The sequence below is a fragment of the Corallococcus sp. AS-1-12 genome, assembly GCF_020036995.1.
In the GTDB taxonomy this organism is placed as follows: domain Bacteria; phylum Myxococcota; class Myxococcia; order Myxococcales; family Myxococcaceae; genus Corallococcus.
Genome location: NZ_JAIQDD010000012.1, coordinates 199,392 through 222,344 on the forward strand (window position 1 = coordinate 199,392; position 22,953 = coordinate 222,344).

At 69.3% G+C, this 22,953-nt stretch carries 22 protein-coding genes and 1 pseudogene; 11 read left to right on the forward strand and 12 right to left on the reverse strand.

Annotated elements, in window-relative coordinates:
- The first annotated feature begins 186 nt into the window (after window positions 1-186).
- Window positions 187-2,811, forward strand: coding sequence for an ATP-dependent chaperone ClpB (gene clpB / locus K8556_RS21080; RefSeq protein ID WP_223741862.1), 2,625 nt, complete (start codon window positions 187-189; stop codon window positions 2,809-2,811).
- A gap of 70 nt (window positions 2,812-2,881) precedes the next feature.
- On the opposite strand, the gene K8556_RS21085 is transcribed toward clpB, so the two are convergent.
- Complete coding sequence (locus K8556_RS21085) at window positions 2,882-3,622, reverse strand: glutathione S-transferase C-terminal domain-containing protein (protein WP_223741863.1); 741 nt, start codon at window positions 3,620-3,622, stop codon at window positions 2,882-2,884.
- 147 nt (window positions 3,623-3,769) lie between these two features.
- Here K8556_RS21085 and K8556_RS21090 point away from each other — a divergent pair.
- From K8556_RS21090 to K8556_RS21100, 3 genes and pseudogenes are all read left to right on the forward strand, one after another.
- Window positions 3,770-4,474 (forward strand): annotated as a pseudogene (locus K8556_RS21090) (NADPH-dependent F420 reductase); the annotation flags it as partial.
- Between the two features lie 83 nt (window positions 4,475-4,557).
- Complete coding sequence (locus tag K8556_RS21095; protein ID WP_223741865.1) at window positions 4,558-4,773, forward strand: KTSC domain-containing protein; 216 nt, start codon at window positions 4,558-4,560, stop codon at window positions 4,771-4,773.
- Between the two features lie 43 nt (window positions 4,774-4,816).
- A complete protein-coding gene (locus tag K8556_RS21100; RefSeq protein ID WP_223741866.1) occupies window positions 4,817-5,341 on the forward strand; it encodes a 2'-5' RNA ligase family protein in 525 nt (174 codons plus the stop codon).
- Here K8556_RS21100 and K8556_RS21105 read toward each other — a convergent pair.
- Window positions 5,322-5,741, reverse strand: a complete 420-nt coding sequence (locus K8556_RS21105) for an arginine repressor (RefSeq protein ID WP_223741867.1) — start codon at window positions 5,739-5,741, stop codon at window positions 5,322-5,324. The two genes, K8556_RS21100 and K8556_RS21105, sit on opposite strands and share 20 nt — an antisense overlap.
- Before the next feature lie 180 nt (window positions 5,742-5,921).
- Between K8556_RS21105 and K8556_RS21110 the strand changes: the two genes are divergently transcribed.
- From K8556_RS21110 to argC, 7 genes are read left to right on the forward strand one after another with little or no spacing between them, the layout of a single operon-like run.
- A complete protein-coding gene (locus tag K8556_RS21110; RefSeq protein WP_223741868.1) occupies window positions 5,922-6,926 on the forward strand; it encodes an N-acetylornithine carbamoyltransferase in 1,005 nt (334 codons plus the stop codon).
- Between the two features lie 60 nt (window positions 6,927-6,986).
- Window positions 6,987-7,913, forward strand: a complete 927-nt coding sequence (argB, locus tag K8556_RS21115) for an acetylglutamate kinase (protein ID WP_223741869.1) — start codon at window positions 6,987-6,989, stop codon at window positions 7,911-7,913.
- Window positions 7,910-8,980 carry a M20/M25/M40 family metallo-hydrolase gene (locus tag K8556_RS21120; protein ID WP_223741870.1) on the forward strand — a complete coding sequence of 357 codons (1,071 nt, stop codon included), beginning with the start codon at window positions 7,910-7,912 and terminating at the stop codon, window positions 8,978-8,980. The genes argB and K8556_RS21120 overlap by 4 nt, the downstream gene beginning before the upstream one ends.
- Window positions 8,973-10,322 carry an argininosuccinate lyase gene (gene argH, locus K8556_RS21125; RefSeq protein ID WP_223741871.1) on the forward strand — a complete coding sequence of 450 codons (1,350 nt, stop codon included), beginning with the start codon at window positions 8,973-8,975 and terminating at the stop codon, window positions 10,320-10,322. The genes K8556_RS21120 and argH overlap by 8 nt, the downstream gene beginning before the upstream one ends.
- A gap of 39 nt (window positions 10,323-10,361) precedes the next feature.
- Window positions 10,362-11,549 carry an argininosuccinate synthase gene (gene argG / locus K8556_RS21130; RefSeq protein ID WP_223741872.1) on the forward strand — a complete coding sequence of 396 codons (1,188 nt, stop codon included), beginning with the start codon at window positions 10,362-10,364 and terminating at the stop codon, window positions 11,547-11,549.
- Window positions 11,550-11,553: 4 nt separating this feature from the next.
- A complete protein-coding gene (locus K8556_RS21135) occupies window positions 11,554-12,615 on the forward strand; it encodes a DUF1611 domain-containing protein (protein WP_223741873.1) in 1,062 nt (353 codons plus the stop codon).
- Window positions 12,612-13,682 carry an N-acetyl-gamma-glutamyl-phosphate reductase gene (argC, locus tag K8556_RS21140; RefSeq protein ID WP_223741874.1) on the forward strand — a complete coding sequence of 357 codons (1,071 nt, stop codon included), beginning with the start codon at window positions 12,612-12,614 and terminating at the stop codon, window positions 13,680-13,682. Before K8556_RS21135 ends, argC begins: the two co-directional genes overlap by 4 nt.
- Window positions 13,683-13,686: 4 nt before the next feature.
- Here argC and K8556_RS21145 read toward each other — a convergent pair whose 3' ends face one another.
- From K8556_RS21145 to K8556_RS21190, 10 genes are all read right to left on the reverse strand, one after another.
- Complete coding sequence (locus K8556_RS21145) at window positions 13,687-14,358, reverse strand: hypothetical protein (protein WP_223741875.1); 672 nt, start codon at window positions 14,356-14,358, stop codon at window positions 13,687-13,689.
- 22 nt (window positions 14,359-14,380) lie between these two features.
- A complete protein-coding gene (truA, locus tag K8556_RS21150) occupies window positions 14,381-15,178 on the reverse strand; it encodes a tRNA pseudouridine(38-40) synthase TruA (protein ID WP_223741876.1) in 798 nt (265 codons plus the stop codon).
- 22 nt (window positions 15,179-15,200) lie between these two features.
- Window positions 15,201-16,421, reverse strand: coding sequence for a serine/threonine-protein kinase (locus K8556_RS21155; protein WP_223741877.1), 1,221 nt, complete (start codon window positions 16,419-16,421; stop codon window positions 15,201-15,203).
- Window positions 16,422-16,454: 33 nt separating this feature from the next.
- On the reverse strand, window positions 16,455-17,441 hold the full coding sequence (locus tag K8556_RS21160) for a class I SAM-dependent rRNA methyltransferase (RefSeq protein ID WP_223741878.1): 987 nt from the start codon (window positions 17,439-17,441) through the stop codon (window positions 16,455-16,457).
- Window positions 17,442-17,455: 14 nt separating this feature from the next.
- Window positions 17,456-18,784 (reverse strand): amidohydrolase family protein, encoded by a 1,329-nt coding sequence (locus K8556_RS21165; RefSeq protein WP_223741879.1) that lies wholly within the window; start codon window positions 18,782-18,784, stop codon window positions 17,456-17,458.
- Window positions 18,785-18,888: 104 nt separating this feature from the next.
- On the reverse strand, window positions 18,889-19,497 hold the full coding sequence (locus K8556_RS21170) for a hypothetical protein (protein ID WP_223741880.1): 609 nt from the start codon (window positions 19,495-19,497) through the stop codon (window positions 18,889-18,891).
- 408 nt (window positions 19,498-19,905) lie between these two features.
- A complete protein-coding gene (locus K8556_RS21175) occupies window positions 19,906-20,187 on the reverse strand; it encodes a hypothetical protein (protein ID WP_223741881.1) in 282 nt (93 codons plus the stop codon).
- Between the two features lie 152 nt (window positions 20,188-20,339).
- The gene (locus K8556_RS21180) at window positions 20,340-20,735 is read right to left on the reverse strand and encodes a hypothetical protein (protein WP_223741882.1); all 396 of its coding nucleotides are present in this window, start codon (window positions 20,733-20,735) and stop codon (window positions 20,340-20,342) included.
- 212 nt (window positions 20,736-20,947) lie between these two features.
- Window positions 20,948-21,172, reverse strand: a complete 225-nt coding sequence (locus K8556_RS21185; protein ID WP_223741883.1) for a hypothetical protein — start codon at window positions 21,170-21,172, stop codon at window positions 20,948-20,950.
- A 7-nt stretch (window positions 21,173-21,179) separates the two neighbouring features.
- Window positions 21,180-21,758: a hypothetical protein gene (locus K8556_RS21190; RefSeq protein ID WP_223741884.1), complete on the reverse strand. Its 579-nt coding sequence runs from the start codon at window positions 21,756-21,758 to the stop codon at window positions 21,180-21,182.
- Between the last annotated feature and the right edge of the window lie 1,195 nt (window positions 21,759-22,953).

Below are 22,953 nucleotides of genomic sequence, written 5' to 3' on the forward strand. Positions count from 1 at the left end.
GCCGTGCGCGTCCAGAGTGAAGCCCCCGAGGATGGGCGCCGCCTATAACCGACCCCCCCACCCCCTGGCAACTTCGCCACCACGATTACCCGGCCGCTTCCAGCGGCTCAAAGTATTCCGGGGAAATCGCCGGGCATACGGGCAGTGTCGCCTTGCCAAGGGGTCCCCGGCCCTTACGTTGAGTTCATGCGACTCGACAAATATACGGTGAAGGCGCAGGAGGCGATCCAGGAGGGTCAGTCCCTGGCCCGCCGGGCCGACAATCCCCATTACGAGCCGGAGCACCTCGCCGCGGCACTGCTGGGGCAGAAGGACGGCATCGTCGACCCCCTCCTGCGCAAGATTGGCGTGGACGTGAAGCTCTTCGCGGGGCGGCTGGGCGAAGCGCTCCAGAAGCTCCCGCGCATCCAGGGCGGCGAGAGCGCCATGCTCAGCCAGCGCCTGATGAAGACCTTCGACAAGGCCGAGGACGAGGCCAAGGCGCTGAAGGACGAGTTCACCTCGTCCGAGCACCTGCTGCTCGCGCTGACCCAGGACAAGGGCGCCGTCGGCGAGGCCATGAAGTCCTCCGGCGTGACGCGCGAGCGCGTGCAGGCGGGCCTCAAGGAGGTCCGGGGCTCCTCGCGCGTGACGAGCGCGGACGCGGAGTCCACCTACCAGGCGCTGGAGAAGTACGGCCGCGACCTCACGGAGGCCGCGCGCAGCGGCAAGCTGGACCCCGTCATCGGCCGCGACGAGGAGATCCGCCGCTGCATCCAGGTCTTGAGCCGCCGCACCAAGAACAACCCGGTGCTCATCGGTGAGCCGGGCGTGGGCAAGACGGCCATCGCCGAAGGCCTCGCGCGCCGCATCGTGGACGGCGACGTGCCGGAGGGCTTGAAGAACAAGCGCCTCATCACCCTGGACCTGGGCGCCATGGTGGCCGGCGCCAAGTACCGCGGCGAGTTCGAGGAGCGCCTCAAGGCCGTCCTCAAGGAGGTCGCGGACGCGGCGGGCGAGATCGTCCTCTTCATCGACGAGATGCACACGCTCGTGGGCGCCGGGAAGGCCGAGGGCGCCATGGACGCGGGCAACATGCTCAAGCCGGCGCTGGCGCGCGGCGAGCTGCACTGCATCGGCGCGACGACGCTGGACGAGTACCGCAAGCACATCGAGAAGGACGCCGCGCTGGAGCGCCGCTTCCAGCCGGTGTTCGTGGGCGAGCCCTCGGTGCACGACACCATCAGCATCCTGCGCGGCCTGAAGGAGCGCTACGAGGTGCACCACGGCGTGCGCATCCAGGACTCCGCGCTCGTCGCGGCGGCCACGCTCAGCCACCGGTACATCGCGGACCGCTTCCTGCCGGACAAGGCCATCGACCTGGTCGACGAGGCCTCCAGCCGCCTGCGCATCGAAATCGACTCCATGCCCACGGAGATCGACGACATCCGCCGCAAGGTGACGCAGCTCGAAATCGAGCGCGAGGGCCTGCGCAAGGAGACGGACCCGCACTCGCGTGAGCGCCTGGCCACCATCGAGAAGGAGCTCGCGAACCTGAACGAGAAGTTCAACTCGCTCAAGGCCCACTGGGACGAGGAGAAGAAGGCCATCGCGTCCCTGCGCTCGCTCAAGGAGAAGCAGGAGAAGGCGCGCAACGACCAGGCCGCGGCCGAGCGCCAGGGCGACCTGAACCGCGCGGCGGAGCTGAAGTTCGGCGTCATCCCCTCGCTGGAGAAGGAGGTCGCGGCGCAGAACGCGAAGCTGGCGGAGCTTCAGAAGAACCAGAAGTTCCTCAAGGAGGAGGTGGACTCCGAGGACATCGCCTCCGTGGTGGCCAAGTGGACGGGCATCCCGGTCTCCAAGCTGATGGAGGGCGAGATGCAGAAGCTGGTCAAGATGGAGGACCGGCTCGCCGACCGCGTGATTGGCCAGCGCAGCGCCATCGAGGCCGTGTCCAACGCCGTGCGCCGCGCGCGCAGCGGGCTGCAGGACCCGAACCGCCCCATCGGCTCGTTCATCTTCCTGGGCCCCACGGGCGTGGGCAAGACGGAGACGGCGAAGGCCCTGGCGGAGTTCCTCTTCGATGACGACACGGCCATGGTCCGCATCGACATGTCCGAGTACATGGAGAAGCACGCGGTGTCCCGCCTGGTGGGCGCGCCCCCGGGCTACGTGGGCTACGAGGAGGGCGGCCAGCTCACGGAGGCCGTGCGCCGCAGGCCGTACACGGTGGTGCTCTTCGACGAAATCGAGAAGGCCCACCACGACGTGTTCAACATCCTGCTCCAGATTCTCGACGAGGGCCGGGTGACGGACAGCCAGGGCCGCACGGTGGACTTCCGCAACACGGTGCTCATCCTCACGTCGAACATCGGCTCGCAGGCCATCCAGGAGGGCATGGCCGGCACGGACACGCTCAACGAGAAGACGCGGAGCGAGGTGATGGACGCGCTGCGCGGCCACTTCCGGCCGGAGTTCCTCAACCGCGTGGATGAGATCGTCGTCTTCGAGCCGCTGCGCAAGAAGGACATCTACCGCATCGTGGACATCCAGTTGGGCCGGCTCCAGAAGCTGCTCCAGGCCAAGCGCCTCACGCTGGATTTGACGGACAGCGCGAGGGAGCTGCTGGCGGAGCGGGGCTACGACCCCACGTACGGCGCCCGGCCGCTGAAGCGCGCGGTGCAGAAGTACCTGCTGGATCCGCTCGCCCTCAAGGTGCTGAACGGCGAGTTCGCGCCGGGCGAGCACATCCAGGCGGACGCGGGCCCGGACGGGCTCACCTTCGCGAAGGTGCTGGTGGACAACTCGAAGGGCGTGAAGCAGGCGGGGTAGCCGGCCTCACGCACCGGTGATTCACACGGCGGGCCGCCTTCCCTCACCGGGAGGCGGCCCGCGGTGTTTCTCAGGTGCGGCGGTGCTTGTCGTAGAGCGCGTCGCGCCACGCGAGCAGGTCCGGGAAGCGGGCGGCGAGCCCCGCATGGGTCCACACCTCGCGGGTGCCCGGCCCCATGGGCAGGTGCCGGTCCGCCGGCGGCCCCAGGAGCACGAGCATCACCGCGGCGGTGATGTCCGCGTAGGTGAAGCCTGTGCCCAGCAGGTAGGGCCGGCCGCCCAGCGCGGCGCGCAGCTTGTCGTAGGAGGGGGCGACGGCGGCCTCGATGGCCTCCGGCGAGGTGTCCGCCACCTGGTGCTTCTTCACCACGAAGCGCATGCCCAGGCGCGCGGAGGGCGCGAAGATTGGGCGCAGCCAGCCGGGGATGAACTTCGGCAGCATCTCCGCCTGGGCGCGGGTGTTCGTCAGCATGCGCGGCATGGCGTAGGCGCGCGCCAGGTCCAGCACGTGTTCGCTGGTGTCGTTCCACGCGGTGATGGCGTCCACCTGCGCGGCCGGGAAGAGCGGGCTGCCCTGCCCTACGCCTTCCGCGTGCTTCGCGATGGCGAACGAGCCGTGCGTGGCCGGCTGCGGCGGGTCCACGAGCAGGGGCACGGAGGGCTTCACGCCGGGCGCCACCTGCTTGCGCAGCCAGCGCTCCTGGATGAGGGGGACGTAGTCCTGGTAGCGGTAGGCGACGCGGTGGTGGTCCAACGCCCACCGGGCCTTCTCCGTCCAGCCCGACGAGGACAGTCCGACGAGGGTTCGCATAGGGGGCGGGACCCTATCAAGGCACGCGAGGGAACGCGCCCGGTTGCCGGGGGGCCTCGCGAGAAACCCGCCAGGTCCCGCGCATCGCGGAAAAAGGTCGGGCATCCGACCGGCGCTCGCAGACGAGTCACTCACTTCCCGGACGAGGACGACATGAAGATCGGAATCATTGGCGCGGGGTTGATCGGTGGGACCCTTGCTCGCAGGTGGACGCAACTGGGCCATGAGGTGTCCATCGCGAACTCACGCGGGCCGGACACCCTGCGCGACCTGGCGAAGGAGACGGGCGCGAAGGCCGTCACGGTCGAAGAGGCCGCGAAAGCGGGCGAAGTCGTCGTCGTGACCATTCCCCAGAAGGCGGTCCCCGACCTGCCCAAGGGGCTGTTCGCGAACGTGCCGAAGGACGTCGTGGTCATCGACACGGGCAACTACTACCCCGTGCGCGACGGCAGCATCCCGGAGCTGGAGAAGGGCACGGTGGAGAGCGAGTGGGTCTCGAAGCTCATCGGCCGCCCGGTCATCAAGGCCTTCAACAACATCTACTTCAGCAGCCTCGCGGAGAAGGGCAAGCCGCAGGGCACACCCGGCCGGGTGGCGCTGCCCATCGCGGGGGATCCGCCCGAGCACCGCGCGAAGGTGCTCAAGCTGGTGGAGGAGCTGGGCTTCGATGCCATCGACGCGGGCAGCCTCGCGGACTCGTGGCGCCAGCAGCCCGGCACGCCGGTCTACACGCACGACCTTGACGCCGCGGGAGTGAAGAAGGCCCTCGCGGAGGCAGAGCGCTCGCGCCTGCCGGAGTACCGCAAGAAGGCCGACGACTCGTTGAAGGCCTTCTTCGCGTCGCAGAAGTAGGCCCCTGCATAGGGAAGCGCACAGCGGCGCCATCCCTCCTTCGAGGGATGGTGCTGGGTGCGAAGAAGCGAAAGCCTCTTCCCATGAACCGCATACCCGTCTCGTCGAGCAACATCCTCTCCATCGGCTACGACCCCGCGAGTCAAACGCTCGAAGTCGAGTTCAACGACTCCCGCCTCTACGAATATCTGCACGTGCCCGCCTCGCTCCATCGGTCGCTCATGCAAGCGCCCTCGAAGGGCGGGTTCCTTGATGCCTTCATCAAGAAGGGCGGCTTCCAGTACCGCCAGGTGCGTTAGCGCGACACACGAGGCTCCGGCAGCGAGCAGTAGGCTCTCACCCATGCTTGCCACCTCCGAAGCCCCGCTGCTCGTCACCGCCGAGTTGGAGCCAGAAGCCTTCACGCGCCTGGACGGCCTGCGCCGCCGATACTTCCCGCCCGAGCGCAACGTCATCCCGGCGCACGTGTCCCTCTTCCACCACCTGCCCGCGCGGGAGCAGGACGCCGTGGAGGCCGCGCTCGAGGTCGTCACCGAGCGCCCCGCGCCCGGCTTGCGCTTCGCGACGCTGCGGAGCCTGGGTCGCGGCATGGCCGTGGACGTGGAGGCCCCCGGCCTCGCGCCCGTGCACCGCGAGCTGTCCCGCGCCTATGCGGAGTGGCTCACACCGCAGGACCGTCAGCCCTTCCGCCCCCACGTCACGCTGATGAACAAGGCCACCGTGGAGGAGGCGAAGGCCGCGCTCGCGGAGCTGGGCGCGGGCTGGTCCGCCTTCGACTCGCACGCCCCCGCGCTGCTGCTCTGGCGCTACCTCGGTGGGCCGTGGGAATCCGTGCGCCGCTTCCCGTTCACGGGCCGCGCTGGATGAGCTCCTCCACCACCTCGCGCACGTCCCGCAGGTAGGACGGGTCCCTCACCGCGATGAAGATGGTGTCGTCCCCCGCCACCGTGCCCGCCAGTCCCTCCACCTCCTCGCGGTCCAGCGCCAGCCCGAAAATCTGCGCGTAGCCGGGCGCCGTCTTCAGCACCAGCATGTTGGGCGGCGCCTCGATGATGGTCACCGTCGGCGCCAGCGGCACGGGCGCCACCGGCGGCTCGGCGCGCTGATAGCGCCCGTTCACCTTCTGCACGCTCAGCTTCTTCAGCCGCCGCGACAGCGTGGACTGGCTGGGCGTGTGCCCTGCCTCTTCGAGCAACGACTGCAGGACGAACTGATCCGGAACGTCCTGCCGGGAGATGAGCTCAAGGATGGCGTCGTCCAGGTTCATTCACGTTCACCATGCATGCGGCTGAATACGCACGCAAGGCGCATGAAAAATCCCAGTGAATGTTCTTGCGCGCTGCGCCGTTCTGCATAATATCCGCGCCTCCTCAACGAATATGCACGAATTCGGATGCATATTCAGCAGTCTCCACCCATCCGGCGCGGCCGGGGGAGCACGAAGCCCATGAAGCATGTCACCCGCATCCAGGACCTGGGCCCGGAAGGCGTCGAGGCGGTCCTCTCGCAGGCGGCCGCGTGGAAGCAGAAGGATCCGGGGCACATCTTCCCGGGGAAGCTCCTGGGCATGGTGTTCTTCAACCCGTCCCTTCGCACGCGCACGTCCTTCGAGGCGGTGATGCTGCGCGCGGGCGGGCACGCCATCGTGCTCGACGTGGGCTCTGGCGTGTGGAAGCTGGAGGACCGGCCCGGCGCGGTGATGAACGCGGACCGCGCGGAGCACATCAAGGAGGCGTCGCCCGTCCTGTCGCGCTTCGTGGACATGCTCGGCATCCGCACCTTCTCCCAGGGTGGCGGTGACGAGGAGGACGAGGCCGACCCCGTCATCAACGCCTTCCGCAAGTGGGCCACCGTGCCGGTGGTGAGCATGGAGTCCGCGCGCGAGCACCCCTGCCAGGGCCTGGCGGACGCGCTCACCCTGCGCGAGACGTTCGGCACCACGAAGAAGCTGCCGGTGACGCTCACCTGGGCGCCGCACATCAAGCCGCTGCCCAAGGCGGTGCCGAACTCGTTCCTCCTGTCCGCGGCGGCCGCAGGCTGCGAGGTGCGCGTGGCGCATCCGCCGGGCTTTGATCTGCACCCGGCCGTGCGCGCGGAGGCGGAGGCGTACGCCAGGGCCACCGGAGGCAGCATCACGTACACGCACGACCAGGACGAGGCGCTGGTGGGCAGCCGCGCCGTGTACGCGAAGTCCTGGGGCCCCACCGCGCAGACGGCGAGCACGCCCACGGACGTCGCGGCGCTGCTCGCGTCGTACTCGGGCTGGATGCCCACGCGCCGGCACATGGCGAAGGCCTCCAAGGACGCGGCCTTCCTCCACTGCCTGCCCGTGCGCCGCAACGTGGAGGTCGCCGACGAGGTGCTGGACCACTCGAGCAGCCGCGTCGTGGACGAGGCGGGCAACCGCTACCACGTGCAGCGCGCCCTCCTGGCCTGGATGCGCGGCGGCTGAGCCGTCAAAGCCCGCCGCCCCACCCTTCTTCGTCCCCTTTCGACTTTCCAGAGGTCCACCGTGCCCTTGTCTCCCGATCCGTACGCCGCCCTTCGCAACGCGGCGAAGTACGTGAAGCAGTTCCGCAGCAAGACGTTCGTGGTGAAGCTGGGCGGGGCCGTGCTGACGGACCCTCGCACCCGCAAGACGGCGTGCGAGCAGATCGCCCTCCTGTGGGCCTTCTCCATCCGCCCCGTCGTGGTGCACGGCGGCGGTCCGGAGCTGGACTCGCTGTGTGACGCCCTGCACCTGCCCATCGAGAAGGTGGCGGGCCGCCGCGTCACCTCCGCGCCCGTGCTGGATGCGGCGAAGATGGTGCTGGCGGGCAAGCTGCACACGGACCTGCTCGCGGACCTCCAGGCCGCGGGCGTGCCCGCGGTGGGCCTGTCCGGCGTGGACGCGGGCCTCATCAAGGCGCGCAAGCGCCCGCCCGTGCTGGTGACGGAGCCCGGCGAGACGCAGGGGCGCATGGTGGACTACGGCCTCGTGGGCGACATCGAGTCCGTGGACACGCGCGTCGTGGAGCACCTGCGAAGCGCAGACTACGTGCCGGTCATCGCCCCGCTGTCGGGCGGCCAGGACGGCGCCGTCTACAACACCAACGCGGACACGGTGGCGGCGGCCCTGGCGGCGGCGCTGCACGCGGAGAAGCTCTTCTTCCTGGTGGAGGTGCCGGGGCTCCTCAAGGACGTCTCCGACCCGTCGTCGCTCATCTCGCTGGCCACGCTGTCGGACCTGGCGTCGCTGGAGGCCGAAGGCCGGCTCACGGGCGGCATGCGTCCCAAGGCGCACGCCATGCGCCACGCGCTCGTGGGCGGCGTGGGCAGCGTGCACCTGGTGAGCGGCAAGCAGTCCGATGCCCTGTTGGAGGAGGTCTTCACCAACGAGGGCAGCGGCACCATGGTCGTGCGCGAGCACCCGGTGAAGCACGGCGAGGCCAAGGGTTGAACCCCGCCGAGCTGCTCACCGCGCTGGTCGCCACGCCCAGCGTCTCCGGCGACGAGGCCCGCATCGCGGACCTCGTCGCGGGCCACGCGGAGTCCTGGGGTGCCCGCGTGCACCGCCAGGGCCACAACGTGTGGTTCAGCGTGGGCAGCGGGCCGAAGCGCCTGCTCGTGAACTCCCACCTGGACACGGTGAAGCCGTGCGCCGGGTGGACCACGGAGCCGCACGAGGCCGTGTGGAAGGACGACACGCTCTACGGCCTGGGCGCCAACGACGCCAAGGGCTGCGTCACCGCCATGCTCCTCACCGCGAAGGCGCTCCTCACGGAAGGCGCGCCGGAGGGCGTGGAGTGCGTCTTCGCGCTCACCGCCGAGGAGGAGACGGGCGGCAAGGGGCTGGGGCCGCTGTTGCCCACGCTGGGGCCGCTGGACGCCGCCATCGTGGGAGAGCCCACGTCACTCAAGCCCTGCACGGCGCAGCGGGGCATGTTGCTGTTGCGCTGCGTGGCGCACGGCAAGAGCGGCCACGTGGCGCACGCGCACACGGGCGGCCTGGGCTTGGAGGCCAACGCCATCCTCAAGGCGGCCCGGGACATCCAGGCCGTGTCCGCCCTGCGCTTCCCCGCGCACCCGCTGTTGGGTGAGGCGCGGGCGCAGGTGACGCAGGTGGCCGGGGGCCTCGCGCGCAACCAGGTGCCGGACCGGTGCGAGTTCTTCGTGGACCTGCGCACCACGCCGGGCATGGACCACGCGAAGGTGGCGGAGGACGTGGGCCGGGCGCTGGAGAGCGAGGTGCTGGTGCACTCCGCGCGCTACCTGCCCAAGGGGACGGACGCGTCGCACCCGCTGGTGCGCGCGGCGGTGGCAGCGTCGGGCCAGGACACGGTGGGCTCCAGCACCACGTCCGACTGGGCGTTCCTGGGCGACATCCCGGCGGTGAAGGTGGGCCCGGGCGACACGCTGCGGAGCCACCAGGCGAACGAGTACCTCACGCGCGCGGAGCTGGAGGCGGGGCTCGCGTTCTATCGACGACTGCTGCACGGCTATGCCGGGGAGGTGTCGCGTGGCTGAGACATTGTGGGGCAAGGGCCAGCCGCTGGACGCGGCCATCCACGCCTTCACCGTGGGCGACGACCCCGTGGTGGACCTGTCGCTCGTGCCGCACGACGCGCTGGGCAGCGCCGCGCACGCGCGCATGCTCGCGCACGTCGGGCTGCTCGCGCCGGAGGCCGCCACGTCGCTCGTGGGCGCCCTGCACGCGCTGCACGACGAGGCCCGCGCGGGCCGCTTCACCATCCGCCCGGAGCAGGAGGACGGCCACACCGCGCTGGAGGCCGCGCTCGTGGAGCGCACCGGAGAGGCGGGCAAGCGCATCCACCTGGCGCGCTCGCGCAACGACCAGGTGCTGCTGGCCCTGCGCCTGTTCATGCGCGAGGAGCTGCTCGCGCTGGGCGCGCGCACGGCGGAGCTGGCGGGCACGTTCCTGGACTTCGCGCAAAGCCACGCGGACCTGCCCCTGCCCGGCTACACGCACCTGCGCCGCGCGATGCCGTCCACCTTCGGCCTGTGGGGCATGGCCTTCGCGGAAGGGCTGCTGGAGGAGCTGGAGGCGCTGAAGGGCGTGTGGGGGCGGCTCGACCGCTGCCCGCTGGGCGCCGCCGCGGGCTTCGGTGTTCCGCTGCCCATCGACCGTGAATATGTCGCGCGGCTCCTCGGTTTTACCCGGGTTCAACGCAGCCCCATCGACGCGCAGGACAGTCGGGGGCGGCATGAGGCGGCGCTGCTCACCTGGGCGTGCTCGGTGGCGGGCACTCTGGAGAAGTGGCTTTGGGACGTGCAGCTCTACAGCATGGACGAGTTCGGCTTCCTGGCCCTGCCGGATGCCTTCACGACCGGCTCGTCCATCATGCCGCAGAAGAAGAACCCGGACGTGGTGGAGCTGGCCCGGGGCCGCTGCCGCGAGCTGCGCGGCCTTGCGCACCAGGTGGAGGCGGTGGCCGGCGGGCTTCCCTCCAGTTACCACCGTGACTTCCAACTGCTGAAGCGCCCCACCCTCCAGGCCCTCACCAGCGCGAAGGCGCTGCTGGACGTGCTGGCGCGGCTGGTGCCCGCGCTGAAGGTGAACGCGGAGAAGGCGCGCGCGGCGTGCGACGACACGCTCTACGCCGCGCACCACGCCTATGCGCTCGTGGCGAAGGGCCAGCCCTTCCGCGACGCGTACCGCGAGGTGGGCCGCCAGTTGAATGAAGGCACCTTCCAGCCGGACCGCGGCGCGCTGACCGCCACCCACCTGGGTGGCGCCGGCAACCTGGGCCTCGCCACCGCGCGCGAGGAACTGGCGGAGGCGCGCGACTGGCTCACGCGCACCCACGCACGGCAGGCCGAGGCCGCCGCGCGCGTCTGGGCCCCCTGAAACCTTCCTCACCCCTTTCGCAGCAACAGGAGTCCGAAGATGAGCAAGAAGTCCGTGGTGCTGGCGTTCTCCGGCGGCCTCGATACCGCCTTCTGCACGGTGTACCTGCGCGAGCAGGGCTGGGACGTCACCACCGTCACCGTGGACACGGGCGGCTTCCCGCCCGAGCAGTTGGAGCGCATCCAGGCCCTGTCCCAGAAGCTGGGCGCGGTGGCGCACCACACGGTGGACGCGCGCGACACCCTGTTCCAGGGCTACCTGCGCTTCCTCATCGCGGGCAACGTCCTGCGTGGCCAGCTCTACCCGCTGAGCGTCTCCGCCGAGCGCGCCTGCCAGGCCGTGGAGGCCGTGCGCATGGCGGAGAAGCTGGGCGTGCAGGCCGTGGCCCACGGCAGCACCGGCGCGGGGAATGATCAGGTCCGCTTCGACGTGGCCTTCCGCACGCTCGCGCCGCAGTTGCAGCTCATCACCCCCATCCGCGACCTGGCGCTCTCCCGGCAGCAGGAGATCTCCTTCCTCGCGGAGCGCGGCTTCCACCTGCCGGCGAAGACGGGCACGTACTCCGTCAACGAGGGCATGTGGGGCACGTCCGTGGGCGGCCGGGAGACGCTGGACTCGTGGAGCACGCTGCCGGAGGCGGCCTTCCCGGGCGGAGAGATTCCCACCGACCTGAAGCCCCGGCCGCTCGTCATCTCCTTCGACAAGGGCGTGCCGGTGGCGCTCGACGGCCAGGCGATGTCCGCGGTGGACGTGGTGGAGAAGCTCAACGCGCTGGGGCGGCCGTACGGCATCGGCCGGGGCGTGCACCTGGGCGACACCATCCTGGGCATCAAGGGCCGCGTGGGCTTCGAGGCCCCGGCGGCGCACCTGCTCATCGCGTCGCACCGCGAGCTGGAGAAGCTGGTGCTGTCGGGCAAGCAGCTCTTCTGGAAGGAGACGGTGGGCAACCTGTACGGGTCGCTCCTGCACGAGGGGCACTTCTTCGACCCGCTGGTGAAGGACCTGGAGGCGTTCCTCGCCTCCTCGCAGGACCGCGTGACGGGCGAGGTGAAGCTGGTGCTCACCCCGCGCGCCCACGTCGTGGAAGGCGTGCGTTCGCCGCACTCGCTGATGGACGCGAAGGTGGCCACGTACGGAGAGGCCAACGTGTTGTGGACGGGGACGGAGGCGGCGGGGTTCGCCAAGCTCTACGGCGTCGCGCAGATGCTCTCGCAGAAAGCGAAGTGACGACATGAAGATCCACGTCGACAAGGTGGGAAGTGTCACCCGCAACCTCCAGGTGGGGCGCACGGTGCACCTCACGGATGAGGTCAAGTGCGAGGAGGGCGCCGTCATCGCGGTGCGCATCCACGGGGAGAAGAGCGTCTACAACCAGTTGGAGGACGTGAACGGCCGGCTCGTCACGCTCCACGCGGGCGACATCGTCGTGGGCGCGCTGGGCCACCGCAACGCCCTGCACGGCTACGAGGGCGTCGTGCCCACGTCCGTCACGGTGGGCGACCGGCTCCACATCCTCAACATGGGCGGCGTCATCGGGAAGTGCACGTCGCACAACCCGGGCGTGGGCGCGCCCTTCGAGGCGGAGGTGCTGGGCCAGGTCCTCACCTTCCCGGAGTTCCAGTCGCGCGCGGGCCAGCACGCGCACATCTCCACCGGCGCGCTCAAGGGCACGTCGCGGGCGGTGACGTGCCCGGTGGTGTACGTGGTGGGCACCTGCATGAACGCGGGCAAGACGTACGCGGCCAGCGTCGTGGTGCGGAAGCTCTCCCAGGCGGGCTACCGCGTGGGCGGCGCGAAGCTCACGGGCGTGTCGCTGATGCGTGACACCCTGTCCATGCAGGACAGCGGCGCGGACGTGGTGATGGACTTCACCGACGCGGGCGTCGTGTGCACCGGCGCGCGCACGGCGTCCAAGGTGGCGCGCATCGTCTTCTCGGAGATGGCGGCCCAGGACGTGGACGTCATCGTCGCGGAGACGGGCGACGGCATCATGGGCGAGTACGGCGTGCAGGCCATCCTGGCGGACCCGGAGCTCAAGGCGCTGGGCGGCGCGTTCATCCTGTGCGCGAACGACCCGGTGGGCGCGGCCGGCGGTGTGCGGCACCTGCGCGAGGTGTACGGCATCGAGATGGACATGGTGGCCGGGCCCGCCACGGACAACGCGGTGGGCGTGCGCTTCGTGGAGCAGGTGGTGGGGCTGCCCGCTCGCAACGCGCGCGCGGATCCGAACGCCCTGGGGAATCTCATCGTGGAGAAGCTCGCGCCCAAGCTGGGAGCGGGGAGGAAGTCATGACGTCGCCTGCGCACATCTACATCCTGGGGGCCTCCGGTTTCGGCGGAGGCGAGCTGTTGCGGCTGCTCGCGGGCCACCCCGGCAACGCCGGTGTCCGCGTGGTGTCCCGGCACCACGCGGGTTCGCCCATCCACAAGGTGCACCCGCACCTGCGCGGCCTGGTGGACGGCCGCTTCGAGGCGGAGCCGGACTGGCGCTGGCTGGCGGACTCGCAGCGCCCGGTGGTGTTCAGCGCGCTGGGCCACGGCGACCTGGCGACGCAGTTCGCCGGGCTGGAGAAGCAGTGGGCGGACGCGGGGCTCACGGACCGGATGCTGCTCGTCGACCTGTCGTCCGACTTCCGCCTGGACCACCCGGGCCGGTACGCGGGCGCCTACGGCCGGCCGCACCCGTCCCCGGAGCTGTTGGGCACGTTCACCTACGGCCTCACGGAGTGGAAGCGCGAGCAGGTGAAGACGGCGAAGCGCATCGCCAACCCGGGCTGCTTCGCCACGGCGGTGCAACTGGCGCTGCTGCCCATCGCGGCCACGCCGGGGCTGGGGCTCCTGGCGGTGTCGGGCGTGACGGGCTCCTCCGGCTCCGGCTCGCTGCCGGGCGAGGGCACGCACCACCCGACGCGCGCGCATGACTTCCGCGCGTACAAGCCGCTGGAGCACCAGCACGAGGCGGAGGTGGAAGTGATGCTGGTGGCGCACGGCGCGCAGCGGCACCGGCTGGCCTTCGTGCCGCACTCGGCGCCCATGGTGCGCGGCATCTTCGCCACGGTGCAGTTCGAGTGGCCGGAGCACGGCGGCGCGGTGGTGACGCAGTCGCTGACGGAGAAGTACCGCCGCTACTACGAGGGCTCGAAGTTCGTGCGCATCGTGGAGGGCACGCCGCGCGTGGCGGCGGTGGCGGGCAGCAACTTCTGCGACATCTCCGTGGCGACGAAGGGCCGCTCCGTGGCGGTGATGGCCGCGCTGGACAACCTGGTGAAGGGCATGGCCGGCCAGGCCGTGCAGAACTTCAACGTGGCCCTCGGCTTCCCCGAGGACACCGGCCTGCGCCAGGCGGCCTGCTACCCGTAGGGCCTCAGGCCGCGGGCGTCTTCGGCACGTCGCCCGGGGGGGAAGCACTCCCCTCGGGCGCGGCGGAGTCTCCCGCGACAGGCCCGCTCCCGGACGCAGCCGGAGCCTCGGCGGCGGCGCCCCCCTCGCGCTGCTCCAGGCGTGCGCCGCCAGCCTCGGCGGCCTTGAGGAACGCGTCGTACTCCGACTTGCGGGCGGCGGCCTTCGCCTCGGCTGCGGCGGAGCCCTTCTCCGCGGCGGCGCGGCCCGCGCGGATGGCCCGGGCGCTCAGCAGGATGCCGCCCACGAAGGCCACGACCCGCAGCGCCGACGCGAAGCTCCAGCCCGTGGCGAGGCCCTCGAAGCCGTCGCGCACGAAGTTGAGCGCGATGACGAACACGCCCCCGGACAGCGCGGCCCCCACGGCGGTGGTCCACGTGCGCAGCGCGACGATGCGCGCGGCGCCGTAGCAGAGCACCGGCAGCACCGCGAGCACCCACAGGTCCTCCAGCACCACCGCCACCGGGATGCGCAGCAGGTCGGACGGCAGCGCGTTCACCCGCGCGTGCAGGCGCAGCACCAGCGACACGCTGAGCATCGCGCCCACCACCAGCGACAGGAAACCCAGTCCGACGATGAACTGGAAGCGTCGGACGCGGACGCGCAGGGGTTCGAGGACACCAGGCTTGGAGCTCACGGCCCGAAAGCCTAGCGCAATCTCACCCTTCGTCCTCTTCCCCGACAGCCGCGTCCCCCGCCGAGCGAGGAGGCGGGCCGTCGCCGTAGAAGACCTCCTCCATCACCAGCCCCTGCGGTGGTGCGGTGGCCCCGGCCTGCTTGCGGTCGCGCGAGGCCAGCACCTGGGCCACCCAGGCCTCGGGGCGGCGGCCCTTGCCCACCTCCACCAGCGTGCCCACCAGGTTGCGCACCATGTGCTTGAGGAACGCGGTGCCCTCCACCACGAAGGCCACCGTGTCGCCGGAGGCGCCCTCCACGCGCACCTGACGGATCTCGCGCACCGCGTGCTTCGCCTGGCAGTCCGCGGCGCGGAACGCGGAGAAGTCATGCCGGCCCACGAGCACCTGGGCCGCGCGGCGCATGGCCTCCACGTCCAGCGGGGCGAACACCTCCCAGTGCGTCGTGCGCAGCAGCGGGGACCGCGTGCGCCGGTTGCTCACCCGGTAGCGGTAGCGCTTGCCGCGCGACCACCGGCGCGGGTCGAACTCCGCGGCCACCTCCTCCGCCGCCACCACCGCGATGTCCGGCGGGAGGATGCCGTTGAGGCCCATGGTGTAGGCCTTCATCGGCAGCACGCGCGGCGTGTCGAAGCAGGCCACCTGCCCCGTCGCGTGCACGCCCGCGTCGGTGCGGCCCGCGGAGGCCACGAACACGCGCTCCCCCAGCAGCTTCTGGAGCGCGTCCTGGAGCGTGGACTGGATGGACGGGCCGTTGGGCTGCACCTGCCAGCCCACGTAGCGGGTGCCTTCGTATTCGAGCGTCAGCTTCAGCCGGGGCATGGGGTGAGCAGGGGCACGCGGTTCAACGCGACTTCAGCCATCCCTCCAGCACATCCGCCGCCAGCTTCGCCAGGGAGACGTTCGCCTTGCGCGCCTGGGCCTCCAGCTTCTCGTACAGCGCGGGGTCCAGGGGCAGCGCGAGCAGGCGCGGCTCGGTGGCGGGGAGGTCGTCCAGGCGCATGGCCTCCGTGGGCGGGCCGTCCACGGAGGCCACCACCTCCGCCACCTCCAGCGCCATCTCCGACGTGGGCGCGGAGGACTGGCGCGTGGACAGGCGCTTCAGCTCCTGCGGGCGCTCGTCCTCGAAGAGCTGCTTGACGAAGTTGGCCAGGTGCAGCGGCGTGGGCGTGAAGTCGTAGGACTCCAGGAAGGCGTCCAGGTCGCGCTGCATCTCCAGCGCCGTCTGGTAGCGGCGCTCTCGGTCGCGGGCGAGCGCGCGCATCAGGATGGCCTCCACGCGCTCCGGCAGGTCCTCGCGGAAGTACGACGGCGCGTAGATCTTCGCCTCCGTGATGCTGCGCATGACGGCGACGTCGGAGTCGCCGGTGAAGAGCTTGAAGCCGGTGAGCCACTCGTAGAGGACGGTGCCCAGCGAGAAGATGTCACTGCGGCAGTCCAGCGGCCGGCCCAGGCACTGCTCCGGGGACAGGTAGCTGAGCTTGCCTTTGATCTCCCCCGAGCGCGTCTCCTCCACCTGGTTGGCGGCCTTGGCGATGCCGAAGTCGAGCACCTTCACCGACCCGTCGAACGCGACGACGATGTTCTCCGGCGTCACGTCGCGGTGGACGATGTTGAGCGGGTTGCCGTAGCGGTCCTTCTTCTGGTGCGCGTAGTGCAGGCCCGCGCAGACGCAGGAGGCGATCTTCAGCGCGTACACCATGGGGAAGGGAATCCCCAGGGACTCGGCCTTGGGCACGACGCGGCGCATGTCGCGGCCGGACACGTACTCCATGGCGATGAAGTAGCTGTCGACGATCTTCCCCAGGTCGTGGATCTGCACGATGTTGGGGTGGTTGAGCTGGGCGGCCAGCCGCGCCTCGTTGAGGAACATCTTCACGAAGGCCGCGTGCTTGGACAGATGCGGACGGATGCGCTTGATGACGATGGGCGTCTCGTCACCGCTGGCATCCAGTTGGTGCGCGAGGAAGATCTCCGCCATGCCCCCCACGGCGATCCGATCAATGAGCCGGTAGTTGCCGAAGCGGAACGCATCGCGCGGAGGCGAGGAGGCGGCGGGAGCCATGGAAGCAATGTAGCCGCGCCCCGCCCGGAGGCGCTAACGAAGTTGGACGACGTGCACCTTGAGTGCCGGTTCCTCCCCCGGAGGTGTTGGAAAGTCGAGCCCCGAGGGGCCGAGCGACCCGACTGCCTTCCCATTCCTGGCAGCCCGCGTCACGCCCTCCAGCACCATCGCTTCGAAGCGGCGCGAGGGCAGTCCCGCCAGATTGCAGCAGGCGACCAGGCGGCCCCCGGGGGCCACCACCCTCGCGGCGGCCTCGGCCAGCCGGGCGTAGTCGCGAGCGGCGGAGAAGCGGGTCGTCTTGGTGGTGGAGAACGACGGGGGATCCGCGACCACGACATCGAAGGACTCCCCCTTCTTCGCGAGCCGCCCGAGCCAATCGAAGACATCGCCAGCCACGTAGTCGTAGCGATCCACGGATTGTCCGTTGAGGCGCGCGTTCTCCTCGCCCCACTCGAGCACGCGGCGGCTGGCGTCCATGTTGAGCACGCGCTTCGCGCCCCCGGCGGTGGCGGCGACGCCGAAGGCGCAGGTGTACGCGAAGAGGTTGAGGACGGTGAGTCCGGAGGCCTGGGCCTGGAGCCACGCGCGGGTGTCGCGCATGTCCAGGTAGAGGCCCACGGAGAGGCCCTGTCCGGGGCGGATGTGGAAGGACAGGCCGTTCTCCTTCGCGACGAAGTCCTCCACGGGTTCGCCCCGCGCGGCGGACTCCGGGGCGAGCGCGTCCTTCGCCACGTTGGCGAGCACGCGCGCCTCCCGGGGACGGCGCTTCAGGTAGACGCTCCGGGGCGTCCAGGCGGAGACGGCGGCGTCGAGCAGCGCGGTCTCCTCCGCGTCGGTCAGGTCGCGGTAGAGGCTGACCACGACGACGTCGCCGAAGAGGTCTGCGGTCACGTCGGGGACGCCGTCCGCGGCGCCGTTCAGGAGGCGGAAGGCGGAGGTGGCGGGGTCCGAGAGCAGCGGACCCCGGCGGGCGCGGGAGGCACGCAGCAGGTCCACGAGGCGGGGAGGCAGGGCACTCACGCGCCCCTTCTACCCTACGAACCCAGCCGCGCGCGGGACCAGACGCGGGCGAGCGCGGCGGCGGCGTCCCGGGACAGGTCCACGAAGTCGCTGCCCAGGAGCTGCCCTTCGCGGACGCAGACGCGGCCATCCACGATGGTCCACGCCACGCGGGCGGCGGTGAGCTGCCCCAGGAGGAAGGGCGAGTAGCCCGTCTCCGGGTCCGCGGCGGGGATGGCGTCGTAGACGACGAGGTCCGCGATGCTGCCCTCGTCCACCCCGCCCGACGGCTTGCCATACAGGCGGGTGCACAGCTCCGCGGGGCCGCTGACGAACAGGTGCGCCAGCGAGTCATCCAGGTCCGGCATGCGGCCGGAGCGCGCCAGGGACAGCATGCTGACGAGCGCCCCGGCCAGCTCCTCCTGGAGGGTGCCATGGCCGCCGGTGCCCAGGCCCACGAGGTGGAGGCTGGACAGCGCGCCGTCGGCGGACTCGGCCGCGCGGTCCATGGAGCGGGTGGCGCGGGGCGTGAGGGCGATGAAGGTGCCGGAGGCGGCCAGCCGCTCGGACTCGGAGCGCTCCACGGCGCGCGGGTAGCCGGCGATGGCGTGGGGGCCCAGCAGGCCCAGCGCGTCCAGGCGGGGCACGACGCGGCGGCCGTGCGTGGCGTAGGTGGTGGAGAGGTCGTCCTCGTTCTCCGCCAGGTGGAACACGACGGACGCGTTCAGCTCCTGGCGCAGCCCGGAGATGCGGGACAGGAGGGAGTCCTCGCACGTGTAGGAGGCGTGGAAGCCGAGCGCGCCCCGGACGCGGGGGTGTTCGCGGTAGCGGCGGACGAAGTCGGCGTTGGCGTCCGCCTGGGCGTGGGCCACGTCCGCGCCGTCCAGGCTGTGCGTGGAGTGGGACGTGACGAGGCGGATGCCCAGCGTGTTCGCGGCGCGGGCCTGGGCCTCCAGGCCGCCGGCGACGTCGGTGGGGCACGACAGGTGGTCCACGACGAGGCTGACGCCATCGAGCAGCGCGCGGGCGGAGGCGAAGCGGGTCAGGACCTCCACGTCCTCGGCGGTGAGGAGGTTGGCCACCGAGCGCATGCGGTCCAGGCGCGAGCGGGGCTGGCGCAGGAGGAAGTCGCCATTGGGGGGCAAAAGCTGCCCGTTGACCATGTGCGAGTGGCAGTCCACGAGCCCGGGAGCGACGAGGCGGCCGCGACAGGCCACTTCCCAGTCACCGGGGAGCACGGGCACCTCGGCGTCCGGGGCGACGCGGCGGATGATGCCCTCTTCGACCACGACGGCCATGCCGTGGCGGACGCGACCGTCCGCACGGAACACGGCGCAGTTCTTCAGAAGCAGTCGGCCTTCCATGGACCTTCCCGTTTTAGCACGGGGTGGGTGGAGGATGAACCCCGTCTCCTTACAGAGAGTCCCCGAGGGGCGGATCCATGCAGAGGGACCCCGTCCCGGGGGGCTCAATCCGAATAGACGCAGAGCATCGTCACCGGATCGAAGACCGCATTCTGTCCGTCTCCGAAATCGACACCCAGGTAGGGAGGGACGGTCCTCATGAGGCGAATCCTGACGGGTTCCGGTTCTGTCTCGAACCGGAAGGTGACGGGCTGAGCCAGCAACCACGCCTTCGCCCGCGCGTACTCCTCCTCCGACAAGGCACCATCAGCCCGGCTCGAAAATGCCCGAACCCGGGGCGCGTAGTCCCGAAGCACGGCCTTGAGGTGGCCCCATTCCCCCCAATGCCTGCCGGCAACCTTCGCAAGGGCCGGCGACATCGCGAGCAATGACAGCAGGGTCAGGGGAGGGAGCACCCGTCGCCAGAGCTGGACGATCCGGTCGGACTCCTTCCGGGCGATGAAGAAGAAACAACACCCCACCAGGATGAACACCCATCCGCAGAGCGCAACCTCCGCGAGCATGTCCACGAGAGGTGGATCCCCAGGGAAAGGGTGCGAATCCGCCGAAAAGGTTCCGCCAAGCCCCAAGCCAACCAGTGCGACCGTGACGCCCACCGACGGCACGAACCAGCACAGCAAGCCGATAATCCCCAACCGGGCAGATGTCTTCATTTCAGTGTCGCGGCTCGCTGGGGGAAGAAGATCTGGAGGCTGGTCCGCCCGAACTGCTGCCGCATCGGCGAATCGGAGTGGATCCATTCCAGGAGCAGAGGCACATACGGAGCCAGGTCCACGCCCCTTCTGCTCAGCTCCGCCAGGATGAGATGTGAAAGGAAGCAATCCTCCGCCAGTTGTCGCTCCAGTTCCGGGACAGTGGCTCGCGAGAGCCTCCTCCAGATTTGTCGAAGGCCGAGAGCGAGCGGCAGCCGCCCCAGCCATGCACCGGCAAGCAGTCCCAGCATTCCTCCCAGGACGCCCACCGCGATCCCTGCCACATGGTGCCCCCCGCGAGCACCGAGGACCGCCCCACCAACAGCCCCCGCGACCACCATCAAGTCAAAAAGAGTCAGGCAGGCCTCCTCATTCCTTTCCGGTCTTCACGTGGTATCGGGCGCGCATCCGCACCTGGACGGACGCCGTCTCCCTCTGCTGGGAGAAGGACGCTAGCGTCGTGGACGTGCGGTGCGCGCACGGATGGGCCGTCTCCGCGTGGTGGCCCACCCGGTTGACGTACCCGAAGGGGTCCGTGTCCGCAGCCCCTGTCACCCGCCTCGACGCGTCCATCATCACCACCGGCTTGCCGATGTGATCCGTCACCGGGAAGTATACGCCGCAGTTCTTCGGCAGCAGTCGGCCTTCCATGGACATCCCCGTTTCAGCACGGGATGGGTGGAGGATGAACCCCGTCCTGACCTGGGAGGAGGGGTCCCCGATTTCGATGTATTTCCGGCGGATTTCCGGGGGCGGGGCTCATGGGGCGCCAAGAAACCTGCCTGCGGGGGATCAACTCACGGTCAATTCGACGGCAGAGGCTGCTGCTCAACTTCACCACCAACAGACAACGAATCCAAAAACAGCTCCCCTCCAGAAAACACCGCCCCCCAACCAGACACAGTCTGAAGCATAACCAAATCCCGCCCATTCACAACAAACCTACTGACAATCAAGCTATCTCCAGAACGAATTCGCACCTCCAACCCCACCGACGGCGAACCCAATTCAACCACTTTTTCGCCATCTCCACCCAATGCAAACTCACGCCTCACCATCTCTACTTTTTCACTCTGCGACTGACGCTCCCCAAAAACATCAGGGTGCCAAGAGGCACTGAGTTCCCTATTGCTTCGTCCAGAAAACCACGCACAACTCAAACTGCCTTTCACATTGTGCCAATCACTGGAGAACTGCACCCTCCGGCACCATGATCCCGCTGCATTGGCGGAACCTTCTCCGCCAGCTCCGACAGGCGGCGCAAGCACGCTGACACCTGGGGCCAACTTCACTCGAACAAGCTCCGATGGCAAAGGCCACTCGGCTTGATAACAGGCCACAGCGGTGCTTCCAGCACAACCAGCAACACACAGCAGGACAAGACCCAAGCCCGCCTGAAGAAATGCGCGACTCACGGCTTCACCTCACCCGATGCCACCTCAGACAGAGAACTCATCACTCTCTCGCCGCCAGTCATCACGCAGACCCCACCCAAGCCATTCACCAGACAAAACGGAATCTCCAGCGCGTCTCGCGAACGCAACCATCCTTCCGGCAGAAGGCTTACGAGAAAGAGCATCACCACTGGCCTCAGGTACGCCCCGACGAAGATCCAGACAAGCTGCACGAATCGCATGACCGTCCTACGGAATGGGCGTTCCCTGCATGAGCAGTGACCAGGCAGCAGGCGCCATGGGTTCGCCAATCAGTTCATACGTCTCATGCTTCTGTCGCGCGGGAGAAATCCCCAGGTCCCGAAAGAATCGCTCGTTTCCCCAGACGGTGCCAAACCCCTCATGGCTGCAGACGAACAGCTTCAGCTTGGGGCCTTCGAACAACTGGAAGTCGTCCCAGCCGTCGATTCCCTTCCAGAGGCTCTCGTCGTTCAGGGGCAGGCGCACGCCGCCATCCGTCCGGCACCGGACCCACAGCGCTGCACTGGAGCCGGAGGTCGTCCCCGGCCAGGACGAAACCCACCGGGACTCCACCGCCGCCACCCGGATCCGCTCGAAGTCATGCTGAAGGCGCTTCAACTCTGGCGTGGGCACGACGACGTCCGCGCCGTCAACCCGCATCCTTCCGCGCCGGATGAGCGCGAAGTGCGTCGATGACCGCCACGCACGCTCCAGTACTGGCTCCAGGCGCTGCGTCCTGTCCAGAGGCAGGCCGAACTCCCCAGCCACCTCCAGGACTTCTCTTCTCACTGATGCCATGACCTTCATCCTCCGCAGGCTGACTCCACCGACCGCCTCCTGGTCCATCCGATCGCGGCCCTGGCCGAGTTCATCCGGGAGCAGGGCTGCTCCGCCATTCAGCGCGTGAAGGCCACCGGCAGGACTCGGTCAGGGAGGTCCCGGGGGATCCCCCGGCGCAGGTGATTCTCGATGCCGTTCACCGGCTCCGGACGAACGCATCTCCATCAGTCGACGCCCGGAGGCGTGCAAAAAGACCCCGGCGAATCGGTATAAAATCCTCCGCCGCACACCTGTCCGCTGGGGCAGTCCGAAGTCTCTTCGCACGTCCGCTGACACGTACCTGCCGACCCCGGTGTTGTCAGCGGCCAGAACATGCAGTCCAGTGCCTCCTCGCAGTCAGCGCTACTCTTGCAGCTCCCTCCATCCTGAACTTGAGCTGAGGCCATCTTGGAGCCACGGCTCACGGCACAGGATGAAAGGAAAATCAGAAGCATCAGCAAAGGCCATTCGGGCTTCATGTTCTCACCTCCGACGAGGAGACACGTCCTGACTTGAAGGAGACGGAGACCTGTGGATATTGCCGCACCTTGAAAGCCGGCGTAGAGCAGCACGGCGCCCGCCACCATCAGACACAGGAAGAGCCAGGCCCACCAGCCCTGGGGCCTTCGCAACGGAGAGCGGAACAAGACGGGTGCCACGGACCTGTCCATCGGACCCACCTTTCGGTGCGCTGGCCATGCTCGATGCGGAAGCAACGCCGTTCTTTCTCTACGCCGACCGCCCGTTCACACCACGGCTCTCACTTCCACTCTTTCCGACAAGACGAGTGATCCGGCCCCGGCTGAATCAATTTACACTCAAACCCAACAGGACAATCGGCGTCCCGCGCACACGGCTGCTCACAACTGCGATAGCGACCGAACAACGAGCAACTGCGCTCCCCCGTATACCCCGTCATGCAAATCAAGCCCTGCTTGCACTCACCATCCGACCGACACTCTTGATGGTAGTCCAGGTCTCTCGCGCACGACGCCGCCAGAAGCAACACCCCACAGCCAAGGCCCAACGCTTTCCGGATCATGACTTCCCGTGAGCCTCCATCAGCGGTGGAAGGCGAAGCCGCTGCTCCAACTCACCGCGAAAGCGGAGGTAGTCACAGAGGGTGTGGAAACGAGAAAGGCGACGTAACGATCCCCGGTGAGCACCACCGAAACGAGGCCGG